This is a genomic window from Pseudomonas brassicacearum subsp. brassicacearum (genome assembly GCF_008801605.1).
Taxonomy (GTDB): domain Bacteria; phylum Pseudomonadota; class Gammaproteobacteria; order Pseudomonadales; family Pseudomonadaceae; genus Aquipseudomonas; species Aquipseudomonas brassicacearum.
The window spans coordinates 41,225-56,831 of record NZ_VZPJ01000025.1 but is presented as its reverse complement, the minus strand read 5'-3'; the positions used below and the strand labels follow the sequence as shown (position 1 = coordinate 56,831).

Here is a 15,607-nt window from a genome sequence, read left to right as displayed (position 1 = left end):
CCCAGCACGTCCACGCCGAAACCGACCACGCCCTGGGTGAAGCCGGACTTGGCGTCGAGGATGAAACTCTGGGTCCATTCCTCGGCTTTGCCTTGGGCATTGTTCGGGTTGGTGAAGTTGCGGTTGATGTAGAAGTTGCGCAGATTGAGGTTGACCTTGGCATCCTCGACAAACCCCGACTCCGCGGCCAGGACGGGCAGGGCGGCGCTGGTCAGGGCGACGGCGATGAGGCTGGGGAAAAGGTGCTGTGTGGGCTTCATGGGCGTTGTCTCTATTTTTTATGGACGAAGCGAGTTGTTGCCGCACGTTTGAGGTGCAGGCGCTAAGGGTGGAGCCAGGGGCATCAGGGCGATCGGGGATCAGCCGGGTGAGGCGGGGCGTAGGGGCATGGCGTCGAACCTGTTGTTATTGGTTTTGTGCGAGCGATGGTGAAGGGCCGCCCGGGATTGGTTCAATTGCCGTTTGCGGGTTTTGGGCGATTATCGAACGGCAAAACAACTGATTGGATGGACGCATTCCACTGTGGGAGCGAGCTTGCTCGCGATGGCGGCCTAACAGACGACCGGGTTCTGGCAGCTGTACTTCGACCCAACTGTGGGAGCGACCTGCTCGCGAAAGCGGCCTGACAACCGACCTAGCTCTGGCGGCTGTACTTCAATCCAAGTGTGGGAGCGAGCTTGCTCGCGAAGGCGGTATCACAGTCGGTGGAGATGTTGAATTTGCCGGCCTCTTCGCGAGCAAGCCCGCTCCCACAGGAGGAACGCGGTCCCACCAAGAACCAGGTCGGCTACCAGGCCGCCTCGTGGTGGACGTTGATCTCGGGCGCCCCGTTAACCACGATGGCCCTTCGCGGCGGCCCACGGAGCAATGCTTTCGTTCAGGCATGCCGAGCCTAGGCGAGGCACCGAGTGGTGGGGCAGGAGCGTTTTGTTTACTTTTGACTGGGCCGGCTTCCGGGCTTCTCAAAAGTGAGCCGCCGTCAGGGCGGAACCCTAAGCCGCCGTGACCGCAGCAATGGATATGTACCCGATCAACAGAATCTTGGCCAGCCGTAAGGCCGCCATCGCGGGCAAGCCTTGCTCCCACAGGATTTGTGGCCGGTCTGACAGACGCGGCGACTTTTCCGACGAGGTTTTAAGGTTGCTGCTCGGAAGCGGTATCTCTAGCTTGTTCGTGTCGCTGCCCATTCAGCGACCGGGACTGCAAGCCCGCCGAATTCGTTAGGCGCCAGCGCCCGGACCTAATGTCTCGGGCTCCAATTGATGCAGGAGCGCCGTTATGAAAAAACATCATCCTTCTTCGCCATCAGAGAGCACCTTCCCCTACAACGACCCCGATTCAGAAAAGCTCCAAGAGGCCGCAGACCGAGCACTCGATTACCATCTGGGCACCCACCCTGATCCCAAGCCAAAAACCTCAACTCAAGTTTTCACCGTCATCGATACCCTCGACACCGAATGTCTACTGGCGAACCTCAGCGAAACCCTGGCCTCGGCCAGTGCCATGGTCAACGACCTGGCGTTCGACCTGAAAGGCTCTCGGCGGCATGTCGCGCTAGGCGTGGCGCAGATGATTGACTTGAGTGAGTTGTTGGCCAATCGAGCGCTGGATCTCATCGACCCGCGTTAACCAAGTGTGGCGAGGGGATTTAGCGAAGCGTCGCATCGCCCCGCTGGGCTGTGGGAGCAAAGCTTGCTCGCGAAACAGGCGCCTCGGCTCCTGAAAGCCCGCATCGCCTTCATCGCGGGCAAGCCTTGCTCCCACATAGGCCAGCGTTAAAGCGCACACAAACAAAAAGCCCACCTTTCGGTGGGCTTCGTGTTTCAGTCTTCAGGCATCAAATCAGAACAACTTCATCTTCGGCGCTTCTTCTTTCACCGGTTCGTTCTTGCCCGTCTCGGCATTCCAACCACCGCCCAATGCCTTGTACAGATTGACCTCACTGGTCAGTTGCGCAAGACGGTCAGTGATCAGCGACTGTTGCGCGCTGAACAACTGGCGTTGGGCGTCGAGGAAGGTCAGGTTGCTGTCGACGCCGATGCGATAGCGACGCTCGGCCAGGCGGTAGTAATCCTGGTTGGCGGCGACGAAGTCGGTCTGGGCCTGCAACTGTTCGTTATAGGTCTGGCGCGCGGCCAGGCCGTCGGAGACTTCCTGGAACGCCGTCTGAATCGACTTCTCGTACTGCGCGACGTTGATGTCTTTCTGGATCTTGGCGTAGTCCAGGCTCGCACGCAGACTGCCGGCGTTGAAGATCGGCAGGTTGATTTGCGGCGCGAAGGTCCAGGTGCCCGAACCACCCTTGAACAGGCCGGACAGGTCCGGGCTCAGGGTGCCGGCGTTGGCCGTCAGGCTGATGCTCGGGAAGAACGCGGCCCGCGCGGCGCCGATGTTGGCGTTGGCGGCCAGCAGGTTGCGTTCGGCCTGGAGGATGTCCGGACGACGTTGCAGCAGGTCCGACGGCAGCCCGGCCGGCACTTCGCTGAGCAGGTCATCGTTCAACGGTTGCGAGCTCAGGTTCGCCGGCAGGCCGGTGCCCAGCAGCAGGGTCAGGCTGTTTTCGTCCTGTGCGACCTGGCGGGTGTAGCGGGCCAGTTGCACACGGGCGTTTTCCACGGCGGTGCGCGCCTGGCTCAGGTCCAGGGCCGAGGACACGCCGACTTCGGCGCTGCGCGAGGTCAGCTTGAAGCTTTGCTCGTAGGCTCCGAGGGTTTCCTGGGTCAGCTTGAGCAGTTCCTTGTCCGCTTGCCAGGTCAGGTAGGCATTGGCGACGTTGGCCACCAGGCTGATCTGGGTGCTGCGACGGGCTTCTTCGGTGGCGAAGTAGCTTTGCAGCGCTTGCTCGCTCAGGCTGCGAACCCGACCGAACAGGTCCAGTTCATAGGCGCTGATGCCCAGGGTGGCCGAGTAGGAGCTGCTGATGGCCGCTTCACCGCTTTGCGAAGCCCGTGCCGGTACCCGCTGGCGGCTGCCGGAGCCGGTGGCCGAGACCGCCGGGAAGAGGTCCGCGCGCTGGATGCGGTATTGCGCGGCATAGGCATCGATGTTCAGTGCCGCGACGCGCAGGTCGCGGTTGTTTTCCAGCGCGACCTGGATCAGCTGTTGCAGGGTCGGATCATGGAAAAACTGCTTCCAGCCTTGCTCGGCGGCGGCCTGGCCGGGCGCATTGGCCGCCTCGTAGGCCGGCCCTTGCGGGTATTGCGCCGCGACCGGTGTTTCGGGCCGCTGATAGTCGGGGATCAGCGAGCAACCGCTGAGCACGACGGCGGCGATGGTCAGGGAGAGTAGCGACTTGCTCATTGGCCAGCCTCTTTAGAAGTTTCAGGAGTGTCGTCCTGGTCGATAGGTTTGCGACGACCCATTGACGACACCGTCACGAAGAACAATGGCACCCAGAAGATTGCCAGGATGGTAGCGGTGAGCATACCGCCAATCACGCCGGTACCGATGGCGTGCTGGCTGCCCGAACCGGCACCGGTGGAGATGGCCAACGGGACTACCCCGAGGATGAATGCCAGGGACGTCATGATGATCGGCCGCAGACGCATCCTGCAGGCTTCGATCGCGGCTTCCATCAGCGTGCGGCCCTGCTCATGAAGTTCCTTGGCAAACTCGACGATCAGAATGGCGTTTTTCGCCGCCAAACCGATGGTTGTCAACAAGCCCACCTGGAAGTACACGTCGTTGGACAGGCCGCGCAGGCTGGTCGCCATCAGGGCACCGATGATCCCCAGCGGCACCACGAGCATGACCGCGATCGGAATCGACCAGCTTTCATACAGCGCCGCCAGGCACAGGAACACCATCAGCAGCGACAGGGCGTACAACGCAGGTGCCTGGGAGCCCGACAGGCGCTCCTCGTAGGACAGGCCCGTCCAGGAAATACCAACCCCGGCCGGCAGCTTCTTGGCGATGGCTTCGACTTCGGCCATGGCTTCGCCAGTGGAGTAACCCGGGGCGGGGGCGCCAAGTATTTCCATCGCTTCCACGCCGTTGTATCGGGCCAGTTTCGGCGAGCCATAGACCCACTCGCCCTTGGCGAATGCTGTGAACGGCACCATGGTCCCGGCGCTGTTGCGCACGTACCATTTCTTCAGGTCTTCCGGGCTCATGCGAGCGCCGGGTTGACCCTGTACATACACCTTCTTCACCCGACCACGGTCGATGAAGTCGTTCACGTAGCTACTGCCCAGGGCAATCGACAGGGTGTTGTTGATGTCCGACAAGGTGATGCCCAGCGCGCTGGCCTTCTCGTCATCGATTTCCAGTTGGTATTGCGGCTCGTCGTTCAGGCCGTTTGGACGCACCTGGGACAGGATCTTGCTTTGGGATGCCATTCCCAGGAACTGGTTACGGGCTTGCATCAACTTATCGTGGCCAATGCCGGCACGGTCCTGCAGGAACACGTCGAAACCAGTGGCGTTACCCAGCTCCAGTACCGCTGGCGGAGCAAAGGCGAACACCATCGCATCACGGAACGTGAAGAAGTGCTGCTGGGCGCGGGCCGCGAGTTTGAACACGCTGTTGTCGGCGTTACGCTCTTCCCATGGCTTGAGCATGATGAACGCCATGCCGGAGCTCTGGCCACGACCGGCGAAGTTGAAGCCGGTCACGGTAAATACCGAGGCCACCGCATCGCCTTCACCGCCGTCCTTGCTGGGGCGCAACAGGAACTCGCGCATCTTGTCCACCACCACCTGGGTACGCTCGGCACTGGAGCCCGCCGGCGTTTGTACCTGGGCAAACAGTACGCCCTGGTCTTCTTCGGGCAGGAACGCAGTCGGGATGCGGGTGAACAGCCAGATCATGCCAACCACGATGAGCACGTAGGCCAGCAGGTACGGGGCCTTGTGCTTGAGCATATTGCCCACACCACGCTCGTAGCTGCGCACGCCACGGTCGAAGTTGCGGTTGAACCAGCCGAAGAAGCCGCGTTTCGGCGTGCCGTGCTCACCCTTGGGGATCGCCTTGAGCATGGTGGCGCACAGGGCCGGGGTGAAGATCAAGGCCACCATGACCGACAAGGCCATGGCCGAGACGATGGTGATGGAGAACTGCTTGTAGATCACCCCCGTGGAGCCACTGAAGAACGCCATCGGCAGCAGTACCGCCGAAAGCACCAGGGCGATACCTACCAGGGCGCCCTGGATCTGGCCCATGGATTTCTTGGTGGCTTCCTTGGGTGACAGGCCTTCTTCGCTCATCACCCGTTCGACGTTTTCCACCACGACGATGGCGTCGTCCACCAGCAAGCCGATGGCCAGCACCATGCCGAACATGGTCAGGGTGTTGATGCTGAAGCCGAACGCCGCGAGGATCCCGAAGGTACCCAGCAACACCACCGGCACCGTCATCGTGGTGATGATGGTCGCGCGGAAGTTCTGCAGGAACAGGAACATCACCAGGAACACCAGCACGACCGCTTCGACCAGGGTTTCAACCACACCCTTGATCGATTCGCTCACCACCGGCGTGGTGTCGTACGGGAACACCACTTCCACGCCTTGCGGGAAGAACGGCTTGAGGTCGTCGATGGTCTTGCGCAGGGCCTTGGCCGTGTCGAGGGCGTTGGCACCGTTGGCCAGTTTTACCGCCAGGCCCGACGCCGGGGCGCCGTTGAACTGGGCGCTGACGCTGTAGTTCTCACCACCCAGACCCACTTCGGCAACATCGCCGACGCGCACTTGCGAGCCGTCCGGGTTGACCTTGAGCAGAATCGCCTTGAACTGCTCGGCGGTCTGCAAACGAGTCTTGCCGATGATGGTGGCGTTCAGTTGCTGGCCGGGCAGGGCAGGCAAGCCGCCGAGTTGGCCGGACGAGATCTGGACGTTTTGCGCGGCAATGGCGTTTTTGACGTCCACCGGAGTCAGGTTGAAATTGTTCAGCTTGGCCGGGTCGAGCCAGATGCGCATGGCGTACTGGGCACCGAAGACCTGGAAGTCACCGACACCGGCGGTACGCGAGATAGGGTCTTGCAGGTTGGACACGATGTAGTTGGCCAAGTCGTCCTTGGTCATGCTGCCGTCGCGCGACACCACGCCGATGACCATCAGGAAGTTCTTCACGGCCTTGGTCACGCGGATACCCTGCTGCTGCACTTCTTGCGGCAGCAGCGGGGTGGCCAGGTTCAGCTTGTTCTGGACCTGGACCTGCGCCGTATCGGAGCTGGTGCCCTGTTCGAAGGTCGCGGTGATGGTCATGCTGCCGTCGGAGTTACTTTCCGAGGACACATAACGCAGGTTGTCGATGCCGTTGAGTTGCTGCTCGATGACCTGCACCACGGTGTCTTGCACGGTTTGCGCGGACGCACCCGGGTAGGTCACCTGGATCGCAATGGCCGGTGGCGCGATACTCGGGTACTGGTTGATCGGCAATTTGAGGATCGATAGAGCCCCGACCAGCATGATCACCAAGGCAATTACCCAGGCGAAAATCGGACGGTCGATAAAAAATTTCGACATGGTTTACTCCCCTTTGCCGCCGGCTGCTTTATCAGCTGCCTGAGCGGGGGCCGGGTTCTTGGCATCGACATTGGTGGCTTCGGTGGCTTTGACTTCCACTCCGGGCCGTACGTATTGCAACCCTTCGGTGATCAGGCGGTCGCCGGCCTTGAGCCCATCTTCGATCAGCCACTGGCTGCCGACGGTGCGACTGGCCTTGAGCTGACGCAGCTCGACCTTGTTGTCCGGGCCCACCACCAGGGCAGTCGGCATGCCTTTGAGGTCGCGGGTCACGCCTTGTTGCGGGGCGAGGATCGCCGCGCTGTTCACGCCGGCCTGCAGTTGTGCATGGACGAACATGCCCGGCAGCAGGGTGTGGTCAGGGTTGGGGAATACGGCGCGCAAGGTCACCGAACCGGTGGTCTGGTCGACCGACACTTCGGAAAATTCCAGCTTGCCTTCGTGTGGGTATTGGCTGCCGTCTTCCAGGGTCAGCTTGACCATGGCTGCATTGTCACCGGCCTTCTGCAAACGACCACTCTGCAGCTCGCGGCGCAGTTGCAGCAGCTCGACCGAGCTCTGCGTCACGTCGACGTAGATCGGGTCCAGTTGCTGGATGGTCGCCAGGGCGTCGGTCTGACCATTGCTTACCAATGCGCCTTCGGTCACCGAGGAACGCCCGATACGGCCGGAGATCGGCGCGTAGACCTTGGTGTAGCGCACATTGATCTGGGCGGTCTGCAGGTTGGCTTCCGACTCCAGGCGGTTGGCCACGGCGGTGTCGTATTCCTGACGGCTCACCGCCTGTTCGTCCACCAGTTGCTTGTAGCGGTCGGCAATCGACTTGGTGGAACGCAGGTTGGCCTCGGCGCTCTTGAGGGTCGCTTCATAGACGGCCGGGTCGATCTGGTACAACTGCTGGCCGGCCTTGACGTCGGCGCCTTCCTTGAACAGGCGCTTGAGAATGATGCCGTTGACCTGCGGCCGTACTTCCGCGACGCGGAACGCGCTGGTGCGCCCCGGAAGCTCCGACGTCAGGGTGAAAGGCTGGGTCTTGAGGGTTACGACGCCGACCTGAGGAGGCGGAGGAGCAGGTGCAGCCTCTTCCTTTTTGCATCCGCTGAGCAGCGATGCCAGGGCGATGGCAGTAACCAGGGCAGTAACAGCTGGCTTGAATTGCATGGAAATCCTCGGGTCCAGGCGCGCAACTGGCGCACTCGAAAGGTGGAAAGGTAAAAGGCGCACTATTTCAATTAGTAGGATGCTAAGAAATATACTTACGTACACGGTTGTTTGTAAACAGCCAAATTGCGTAATATCCGGATTTACAAAAGCCTGACAAAGGCCAGCGTAGATCGGGGACGCGTTCCAAGAGACGTCGCCTCATATTTTGTCCAACTGATTCTTACGCATTGCTGACGCGTTGCTGACGCATCCTGATTGAGGTGTTTACTGCCATGGTCCGTCGTACCAAAGAGGAAGCCCAGGAGACTCGCAGCCAGATACTCGAAGCCGCCGAAAGGGCGTTTTTCGAGCGAGGCGTGGCGCGTACGACCCTGGCCGACATCGCGACACTGGCCGGAGTGACGCGCGGCGCCATCTATTGGCACTTCAGCAACAAGGCGGACCTGCTCCAGGCCATGCTCGATACCCTGCACGAGCCGCTCGATGAGTTGGCCCGTGCCAGTGAGAATGAAGAGGAGCTTGATCCGCTGGGCTGTATTCGCAAGCTGCTGGTACGGTTGTTCCAGCAGGTGGCCCTGGACCCGAAAACCCGGCGCATTAATGAGATTCTGTTCCATAAGTGTGAATTCACCGATGAAATGTGCGATTTGCGCCAGCAGCGACGCGAGGTCAGCCTCGACTGCAATGTGCGCATCGCCCTGTCGTTGCGCAATGCGATGAAACGCGGCCAGTTGCCGGATGATCTGGATCCCGAAAGGGCGGCAGTTGCCATTCATGCCTACATCGACGGCATCTTGTACCAATGGCTACTGGCCCCCGACAGCTTCGCCCTGGCGGCTGAGGCCGAGCGCTGGGTGGAGATCGGGCTGGACATGCTGCACTTGAGCCCTAGCCTGCGCAAATGAAACAAAATGCGTAATTGCGTCGGTTTGTGTCAATACGTCCACGTAAGGATGCTTTTATAAACCGACACTGGCGCGGTTGATAGGCAATCAGCGGCGAATTTTGTAGGAAATTTGTTTCGCGCCTGTCAAAACGGATGAAAATTCCGCTCAGGCAAGGGCGTCTGAAGCGGTAGGTAGATGCCCCGTCAGACCGATCTGACGGGGTCGCCTGCTCAGCTCAGTGTGATCTCCACGGTAAAACCATACGGTTCCTCATTGGACGAATGAATGATCCGGGTCACGCATTTGATGGGGGTTGTGCCGATAGAGGCCACCTTGTTTGTTCGGACGGGTGTCAGCGTTGGTGAAATAACACCGAAAGAAGTATTGACGCGTAAACCGAAGTCGAAGCGAAAGCCGAGAGCCTGGTCGCCAAATATAATAAAGCGCTTGAATATATCCTTGCTGCGACTGCCCAGTGGTCTGGAATAAAAGAAGTCGAACTTCAGGGCTTGGATATCCCAGGGGAGAATATTCATGAACGCTTGCTCGTCGGCATTCAAGCTGAGATCGTTTTCGCCGACTTCAAGGGGCTGGTCGGTATGATTGATTAACTTCACCAGGAAACGGCTGCGGTTTGGGCGCACGCTTTCCTGTCTCCAGGCTTGAAGCTGCCTGTTGACATCGTCGTTCTGCCTGGCCTTTTCCATCAAGGCCTTGAGCATCTGGGTATAGTCTTGCGTGTCGAGCGACTTGATGTATTCATACAGGATCGTCAGTGGCGCGTAGTTGAATTGGGAGAGTAGGTTTTCGTAAATACTGCTGTTGACCGGTTGAGCGTTTTCAGTGAGGTTGTTCACTTTGAATTCCTTTTCAATATTGGTTGTTAGTGGCTGTGCTACGACAGCTCGGTTTGTTTTGTTGTTGGCGATAATATGATGAGTTGAACGGTTTTTAGAAAGTTTGGAAGTTTGACCGGATATTTAAAGGTAAATAAAAAGCCCTGGCTCTTTCGAGGCAGGGCTTTTTTTACCGGCTATTAATTAGAGCACAGGGTAATCGATGTACCCCACCGGCCCTTTGCCATAGAAGGTTTCCGGATGTGCTTCGTTCAGTGGTGCATCGGCTTTCAAGCGTGCTGGCAGGTCCGGGTTGGCAATGAACGGCACTCCGAAGGCCACGGCATCGGCCTTGCCCTCGGCCAGCCAGGCATTGGCGCTGTCCTTGGTGAAGCGTTCATTGGCGATGTACGGGCCGCCGAAAGCCTGCTTGAGTTGCGGGCCGATGCTGTCATCGCCTTCCTTTTCACGGGAGCAGATGAAGGCGATGCCACGTTTGCCCAGCTCGCGAGCCACGTAGCTGAAGGTTTCCAGGCGGTTCTCGTCACCCATGTCATGGGAGTCGGCGCGCGGTGCCAGGTGCACGCCAACCCGGCCGGCGCCCCAGACTTCAATGGCCGCGTCGGTCACTTCCAACAGCAGGCGGGCACGATTTTCCAGGGAGCCGCCGTAGCTGTCGGTGCGCTGGTTGGTGCTGCTTTGCAGGAACTGGTCGAGCAGGTAGCCGTTGGCGCCGTGGATTTCCACGCCATCGAAACCGGCAGCCTTGGCATTCTCGGCACCGACGCGGTACGCCTCGACGATGTCGGCGATTTCAGCGGTTTCCAGTGCGCGTGGGGTCGGGTAGTCGGCCAGCGGACGCACCAGGCTCACGTGGCCCTTGGGTTGGATCGCGCTGGGCGCCACCGGGGTTTCGCCGTTCAGGTACGACGGGTGGGAGATCCGGCCCACGTGCCACAGTTGCAGGAAGATCTTGCCGCCAGCGCCGTGGATCGCCTTGGTGACGTTGGACCAGCCGCGCACCTGGTCGTTGGACCAGATGCCCGGGGTGTCCGGGTAGCCCACGCCCATCGGCGTGACCGAAGTTGCTTCGCTGAGGATCAGGCCGGCGGAGGCGCGTTGCACGTAATATTCGGCCATCAGAGCGTTGGGCACGCGACCTGCGTCGGCGCGGCAGCGGGTGAGCGGGGCCATGATGATGCGGTTCTTCAACTCGATGTCGCCGAGTTTGATGGGGTCGAAAATAGTCGCCATGAAATACAACCTCGAAAGTGGAAGGGTTAAAAATCAGTGAGTTGCCGGCACCAGGTCGGCATTACCGCCCTGGCGGAAAGTGATCAGGGTGACCAGCAGCGCCAGCACGGCCAGCGCGCCGGCGGCCAGGGGCACGGAGGTCAGGCCCAGGCCATGGTCGATGACACTGCCGCCGACCCAGGCGCCCAGGGCGTTGCCGATGTTGAAGGCGCCGATGTTCAGGGTGGACACCAGGTTGGGCGCATCTTTGCCGAAGGTCACCACGTTGACTTGCAGGGCCGGCACGGCGGCGAAGCAGGCGGTGGCCCAGAGGAACAGGGTGATTTCGCTGGGGATCAGCGCCACGCTGGTCCAGCTCAATACGGTGGACACCACGGCCATGGTGAGGAAGACGCCCATCAGCGTGTTCGCCAGGCTCTTGTCCGCCAGCTTGCCGCCGATGATGTTGCCCAGGGTCAGGCCCAGGCCGATCAGCACCAGGGTCCAGGTCACGCCGCGGGGCGATACGCCGGTCACTTCACCCAACAGCGGGGCGACATAGGTAAACAGGGTGAACACCGAGGCGGAGAACAGCGCGGTCATGCTCAGGGACAGCCACAGGCCGGCCCCCTTGAGCGCTACCAGTTCCGAGCGCATATCGAGTGTTTCTTCATCGCGCTTGGCCGGCAGGAAGCGGATCAGGCCGATCAGCGCAATTACGCCAATCACAGTCACCGCCCAGAAGGTCGAGCGCCAGCCGGCTTCCTGGCCCAGTGCGGTGCCCAGCGGTACGCCGAGCACGTTGGCCAGGGTCAGGCCGGTGAACATCAAGGCCACGGCCGAGGCGCGCTTGTTGGGTGCCACCAGGCCGGCGGCCACCACCGAACCGATACCGAAGAACGCGCCGTGGCACAGGGCCGTGACGACCCGGGCGAACATCAGCACGTTGTAGTCGCTGGCGATGGCGCAGAGCAGGTTGCCGACGATGAAAATCCCCATCAACACCACCAGGGCGGCCTTGCGCGGCAGCCGGGCGGTGGCCAGGGCCATGAACGGCGCACCGATGGCCACGCCCAGGGCGTAGCCGGTCACCAGCCAGCCGGCGCCAGGAATCGACACGCCCAGGTCGGCCGCCACGTCGGGCAACAGGCCCATTATGACGAACTCGGTGGTGCCGATGGCGAAGGCGCTCAGGGCCAGGATCAGGAGTGAGAGGGGCATGATGAGGTCCTTGTCAGGTCAGAGCTCTTGGCTCATTTGCTTGAGGAACTGCTGGATCACTTCCTCGTTGCGTTTGAAGAAGTGCCATTGACCGACCTTCTGGCTGGTGATCAGCCCCGCCCGTTGCAACACCGCCAAGTGCGCAGACACCGTGGATTGCGACAGGCCGCAACGCTGGTCGATCTGCCCGGCGCAAATGCCGAATTCGTGGTTGTGCAACTGTTCCGGGAACTGGACCTTGGGGTCTTTGAGCCAGTTGAGGATGTCTCGCCGTACTGGGTGCGCCAGGGCTTTTATTATTTCGTCGAGGTCGAGGGTCATGGTTGGCAAGCTCGGGGTTGATAAAACGCTATATCGCGATGGAGCGAACCTTAAATCGTTATTTAGCGATATACAAATATGGATTTGATCTGAATGCCGAACAAATCGCTATATCGGGTTATAACGATATTGGCAGGGTGGTGCTAAGCTGCGGCCATGAACTATCTCGCGCACCTGCACCTCGGCGGCCCTGGCCGGGAACAACTGCTCGGCAGCCTCTACGGTGATTTCGTCAAGGGACCGCTGCAAGGGCTCTACGACCCACGGATCGAAGCGGCGATTGCCCTGCATCGGCGCATTGACATGTACACCGACCGCCATCCCGTGGTGGACATCGCGCTGTCGCGCTTTTCCACCGTGCGACGGCGCTATGCCGGGATCGTGCTCGACGTGTTTTTCGACCACTGCCTGGCCCGGGACTGGACGTTGTACAGCGAAGGGCCGCTGCTGGAGTTCACTTCCCGGGTGTACCAGGTACTCGGCACCGAACCGCAGCTGCCGGGGCGCCTGGCGCACATCGCGCCGCATATGGCGGCGGATGACTGGCTGGGGTCTTATCAAGAGTTCGAGGTGCTTGGGCAGGTGTTGCGCGGCATTTCCCGCCGTTTGTCCCGGCCCGAGGAACTGGCCGGGGCGATGCCGGAGTTGATCAGGCTCTATGAGCCGTTGAGCGAAGATTTTCGGTTGTTCTACCCGCAACTGCAGGATTTTGCTCAAAACCAAGTCACGCTGCAGGACTAATTGTGGGAGCGAGCTTGCTCGCGATAGCGGTGTATCAGCCAGCACATCTGCTGAATGTTAAGCCGCTATCGCGAGCAAGCTCGCTCCCACAAGGGGCTGCGTAGCGATCCGAATCAGGCCGCAATCGCAGCAGGTCGCATCGGCGCTTGCTGTTTTTCTGGAAGCGCCCCGAACAACGCCTTGTGCACCGCCTGCTGCGCCTGGAATGCCAGTGCCGCGCGTTCCTGGCCGTGGCAGGCAATCGGTTCCAGCAGATGGATTTCCACCTCACCCCGATCATTGGCAAACAAGCGCATCAGGTGCGACAGCAAATCATCATCGCCAATGAACGGCGCCAGCGAATCCGGCTCGCCGTTGCGCAGGTAACGGATCGCCACCGGCTGCAACGCGACATCGGCATCGATGGCCGCCGACAACAAGCGGCCGTGGAAGGTGCGCAGGGTGCGGCCATCGGTGGTGGTGCCTTCCGGGAACATCAACAGCGGATGGGCTTGTTCCAGGTGGCGGCTCATTTGCTTGCGAATCAATTGGCTGTCACCCGAACCGCGCCGGATAAACAGGCTGCCGGCCTTGGCTGCCAGCCATCCGGCGACCGGCCAGGTGCGCACTTCGGCCTTGGACAGGAACGACAGCGGCGTGAGCATCCCCAGCAACGGGATGTCGGTCCAGGAAACATGGTTGCTGACCCACAGCATCGGCCGTTGCGGCAGTTGACCGTGGACGGTGACTGAAAAGGGCAGGGCACGGCTCAGCCGTGCCATGAAGAACCGTGACCAGCGCTGGCGACGGACCATCGAGTTGGCGATTCCTGCACGTTCGAACAGGCCGAACACGCTGGCCATGCTCAGGCCCAGCGCCACCACCAGCAATACTCGCGCGATTCGCGCGTACACCCGCAGCCGGCTCATCAGACCGCCGCCTTGAAGTGGCGGGCGTAGCGCGGGCAGAGCTCGTCGCGCTTGAGCAGGATGAACACGTCGGCCACCTGGAAATCCTCGTCCCAGCACGGTTCGCCGCAAATCTTCGCGCCCAGGCGCATGTAGGCCTTGAGCAGCGGTGGCATCTCGGCGATGACGTTGGACGGCACGTCCAGGGTCGGCAAGGGTTTTTTCGGCACGGCTTGCAGGTGTTCGGTGCACAGGTAGCGTTCGCGCAGACGCTGCATGATCGCCTGGGCCTGGATACCGCCGTCCTGCATCGGAATGCTCGCGCAGCCCATCAGGTAGCTGTAGCCGCCTTCGTTCAGGACTTCGGCCAGTTCGCCCCAGAGCACCGCGATGGTGCCGCCGTTGCGGTAGGCCGGGTCGACGCAGGTACGACCGATTTCCAGGATTGGGCCCTTGAGGTGGACCAGGCCGTGGAGGCTGAATTCTTCTTCGCTGTAGAACCGGCCCAGGCTGCTGGCGGCCTGGTGGTCGAGCAGGCGAGTGGTCGCCACGAGGCGGCCGGTGTTCAGGTCGCGTACGCCGATGTGGGCGCAGTGAACATCATAGTCATCCATGTCCAGACCCATTTCCGCGCCCTTGAGCTTGGCGTTGAATTCGCCGCTGAAGACGTTGAAACGCAGGGCCTGTGCTTCTTGCAAGGCTTGGGCGCCGATCAGGCGTTCGGCTTGCAGGCGGCGTTCATTGCCGGTGTCGCTGATGCGGGCGATCTGGGTCATAGCGAATCTCCGTGCGGGCTGTTCAGTTGCAGCCTGTCGACTTTCTTTATGCAGCCATGTTGTGCAAAGTCAGGCTATGTAGCCCCGGTGTCATCGCCATGAAGCTTTGGTGATGCTTATATGACAGCCCTCGAGGAGCCCCCATGCCCTGGCACACCCTGATCGAACGCGGCGAACGCCTGCCCGCCCATCCGGACCTGGCCGAAGGTTATGCTGCGTTGTTGCAACGCTTGGGGCCGGTGGCGCCGTTCGAACTGGCCGTAACCGGGGCGCGGTTGATGGCGACACCGGGGCTGGCGTTTCTGGTGGGGTATCAGGCGGCGCTGCGGGTGCTTTGGCCCAGCGCGCCCCAGAGCCTCGGCGCCTTGTGTGCCACCGAACAGCGCAGCCTGCGCCCGGCGGACATGCAAACCCGCCTCGACGACTTGCGCCTGAGCGGACGCAAGGATTTCGTCACCGCCGGCGATGCCGCCGAGTGGCTGCTGATTGCCGCTCGCTGCGAAGCACCCGGTGAAACGCCACGGCTGAACCTGGCAGTGGCCTATGCGGGTGAGCCCGGCGTAACCCTGGAAAAACTGCCCGCCATTGCCCTGATGCCGGACATCAGCCATGGCCGGGTCCTGCTCGACGGCGCGTTGTGCGAGTTGCTGGCGGGCGACGGTTGGGACGCCTACGTCAAACCGTTCCGCACCCTGGAAGACCTTTATGTGCTCAGCGCTATGACTGCCTGGTTGTATGGCGTCGGGCAGGAATCTGCCTGGCCCCAGGCACTGCAATTGCGCCTGCTGGCGTTGCTCGCCGGTTGCGCGGAGGTGAGTCGGCATAACCCGTCCAGTGCGGTCGGGCATGTGCTGCTGGGCGGGTTGTTCGCCCAGTTCCAGGGGCTCGACGGCGAACTCAACGCTGCCCTGGCCGCCGGGCCTGCGACGTGGCGCGAGATGTGGACGCGGGATAAAGGCGTGATGGAGATTGGGGCGGGGGCGCGGGCCAAGCGCTTGGCCAAGGCGTTGGGTTAGTCCTTCAAGCGACTGACCCCTGTGGGAGCGAGCTTGCTCGCGATAGCGGAGTGTCAGCTAAGCA

At 61.2% G+C, this 15,607-nt stretch carries 14 protein-coding genes; 4 read left to right on the top strand and 10 right to left on the bottom strand.

The genetic code is table 11. The features are described 5' to 3' along the window. A partial coding sequence (locus tag F7R20_RS31030) for an OprD family outer membrane porin (RefSeq protein WP_151180627.1) occupies positions 1-260 on the bottom strand: 260 nt, incomplete at its 3' end. Between the two features lie 1,018 nt (positions 261-1,278). Between F7R20_RS31030 and F7R20_RS31015 the strand changes: the two genes are divergently transcribed. After that, positions 1,279-1,629 (top strand): DUF6124 family protein, encoded by a 351-nt coding sequence (locus F7R20_RS31015; protein WP_003198657.1) that lies wholly within the window; start codon positions 1,279-1,281, stop codon positions 1,627-1,629. A gap of 213 nt (positions 1,630-1,842) precedes the next feature. On the opposite strand, the gene adeC is transcribed toward F7R20_RS31015, so the two are convergent. Genes adeC through F7R20_RS30995 form a run of 3 tightly spaced genes read right to left on the bottom strand, consistent with a single transcriptional unit; the run spans position 1,843 to position 7,622 of the window. Beyond that, positions 1,843-3,300 (bottom strand): AdeC/AdeK/OprM family multidrug efflux complex outer membrane factor, encoded by a 1,458-nt coding sequence (adeC, locus tag F7R20_RS31005; protein WP_003198658.1) that lies wholly within the window; start codon positions 3,298-3,300, stop codon positions 1,843-1,845. Then, on the bottom strand, positions 3,297-6,461 hold the full coding sequence (gene emhB, locus F7R20_RS31000) for an efflux RND transporter permease subunit EmhB (protein WP_003198660.1): 3,165 nt from the start codon (positions 6,459-6,461) through the stop codon (positions 3,297-3,299). Before emhB ends, adeC begins: the two co-directional genes overlap by 4 nt. A 3-nt stretch (positions 6,462-6,464) precedes the next feature. After that, a complete protein-coding gene (locus F7R20_RS30995) occupies positions 6,465-7,622 on the bottom strand; it encodes an efflux RND transporter periplasmic adaptor subunit (RefSeq protein WP_003198662.1) in 1,158 nt (385 codons plus the stop codon). 275 nt (positions 7,623-7,897) lie between these two features. Here F7R20_RS30995 and F7R20_RS30990 point away from each other — a divergent pair, with 275 nt between their 5' ends. Beyond that, positions 7,898-8,530 (top strand): TetR family transcriptional regulator, encoded by a 633-nt coding sequence (locus F7R20_RS30990; RefSeq protein WP_003198664.1) that lies wholly within the window; start codon positions 7,898-7,900, stop codon positions 8,528-8,530. A 212-nt stretch (positions 8,531-8,742) separates the two neighbouring features. Here the strand turns inward: F7R20_RS30990 and F7R20_RS30985 are convergent, their stop codons facing one another. The 4 genes from F7R20_RS30985 to F7R20_RS30970 form a co-directional block, all read right to left on the bottom strand. Next, positions 8,743-9,369 carry a hypothetical protein gene (locus F7R20_RS30985; protein ID WP_003198666.1) on the bottom strand — a complete coding sequence of 209 codons (627 nt, stop codon included), beginning with the start codon at positions 9,367-9,369 and terminating at the stop codon, positions 8,743-8,745. Positions 9,370-9,552: 183 nt separating this feature from the next. After that, positions 9,553-10,602 (bottom strand): alkene reductase, encoded by a 1,050-nt coding sequence (locus F7R20_RS30980; RefSeq protein WP_003198668.1) that lies wholly within the window; start codon positions 10,600-10,602, stop codon positions 9,553-9,555. 33 nt (positions 10,603-10,635) lie between these two features. Then, entirely contained in the window at positions 10,636-11,802 is a 1,167-nt protein-coding gene (locus F7R20_RS30975; RefSeq protein ID WP_003198670.1) for an MFS transporter, read from the bottom strand. Between the two features lie 18 nt (positions 11,803-11,820). After that, the gene (locus tag F7R20_RS30970; RefSeq protein WP_003198672.1) at positions 11,821-12,123 is read right to left on the bottom strand and encodes an ArsR/SmtB family transcription factor; all 303 of its coding nucleotides are present in this window, start codon (positions 12,121-12,123) and stop codon (positions 11,821-11,823) included. A gap of 156 nt (positions 12,124-12,279) precedes the next feature. Between F7R20_RS30970 and F7R20_RS30965 the strand changes: the two genes are divergently transcribed. Further along, complete coding sequence (locus F7R20_RS30965) at positions 12,280-12,864, top strand: acyl carrier protein phosphodiesterase (protein WP_003198674.1); 585 nt, start codon at positions 12,280-12,282, stop codon at positions 12,862-12,864. Between the two features lie 113 nt (positions 12,865-12,977). On the opposite strand, the gene F7R20_RS30960 is transcribed toward F7R20_RS30965, so the two are convergent. Then, on the bottom strand, positions 12,978-13,772 hold the full coding sequence (locus F7R20_RS30960; protein ID WP_003198676.1) for a lysophospholipid acyltransferase family protein: 795 nt from the start codon (positions 13,770-13,772) through the stop codon (positions 12,978-12,980). Then, positions 13,772-14,527, bottom strand: a complete 756-nt coding sequence (gene olsB / locus F7R20_RS30955) for an L-ornithine N(alpha)-acyltransferase (RefSeq protein WP_003198679.1) — start codon at positions 14,525-14,527, stop codon at positions 13,772-13,774. Before olsB ends, F7R20_RS30960 begins: the two co-directional genes overlap by 1 nt. 143 nt (positions 14,528-14,670) lie before the next feature. Between olsB and F7R20_RS30950 the strand changes: the two genes are divergently transcribed. Beyond that, positions 14,671-15,543: an acyl-CoA dehydrogenase middle domain-containing protein gene (locus F7R20_RS30950; RefSeq protein ID WP_003198681.1), complete on the top strand. Its 873-nt coding sequence runs from the start codon at positions 14,671-14,673 to the stop codon at positions 15,541-15,543. The last annotated feature ends 64 nt before the right edge of the window (positions 15,544-15,607 follow it).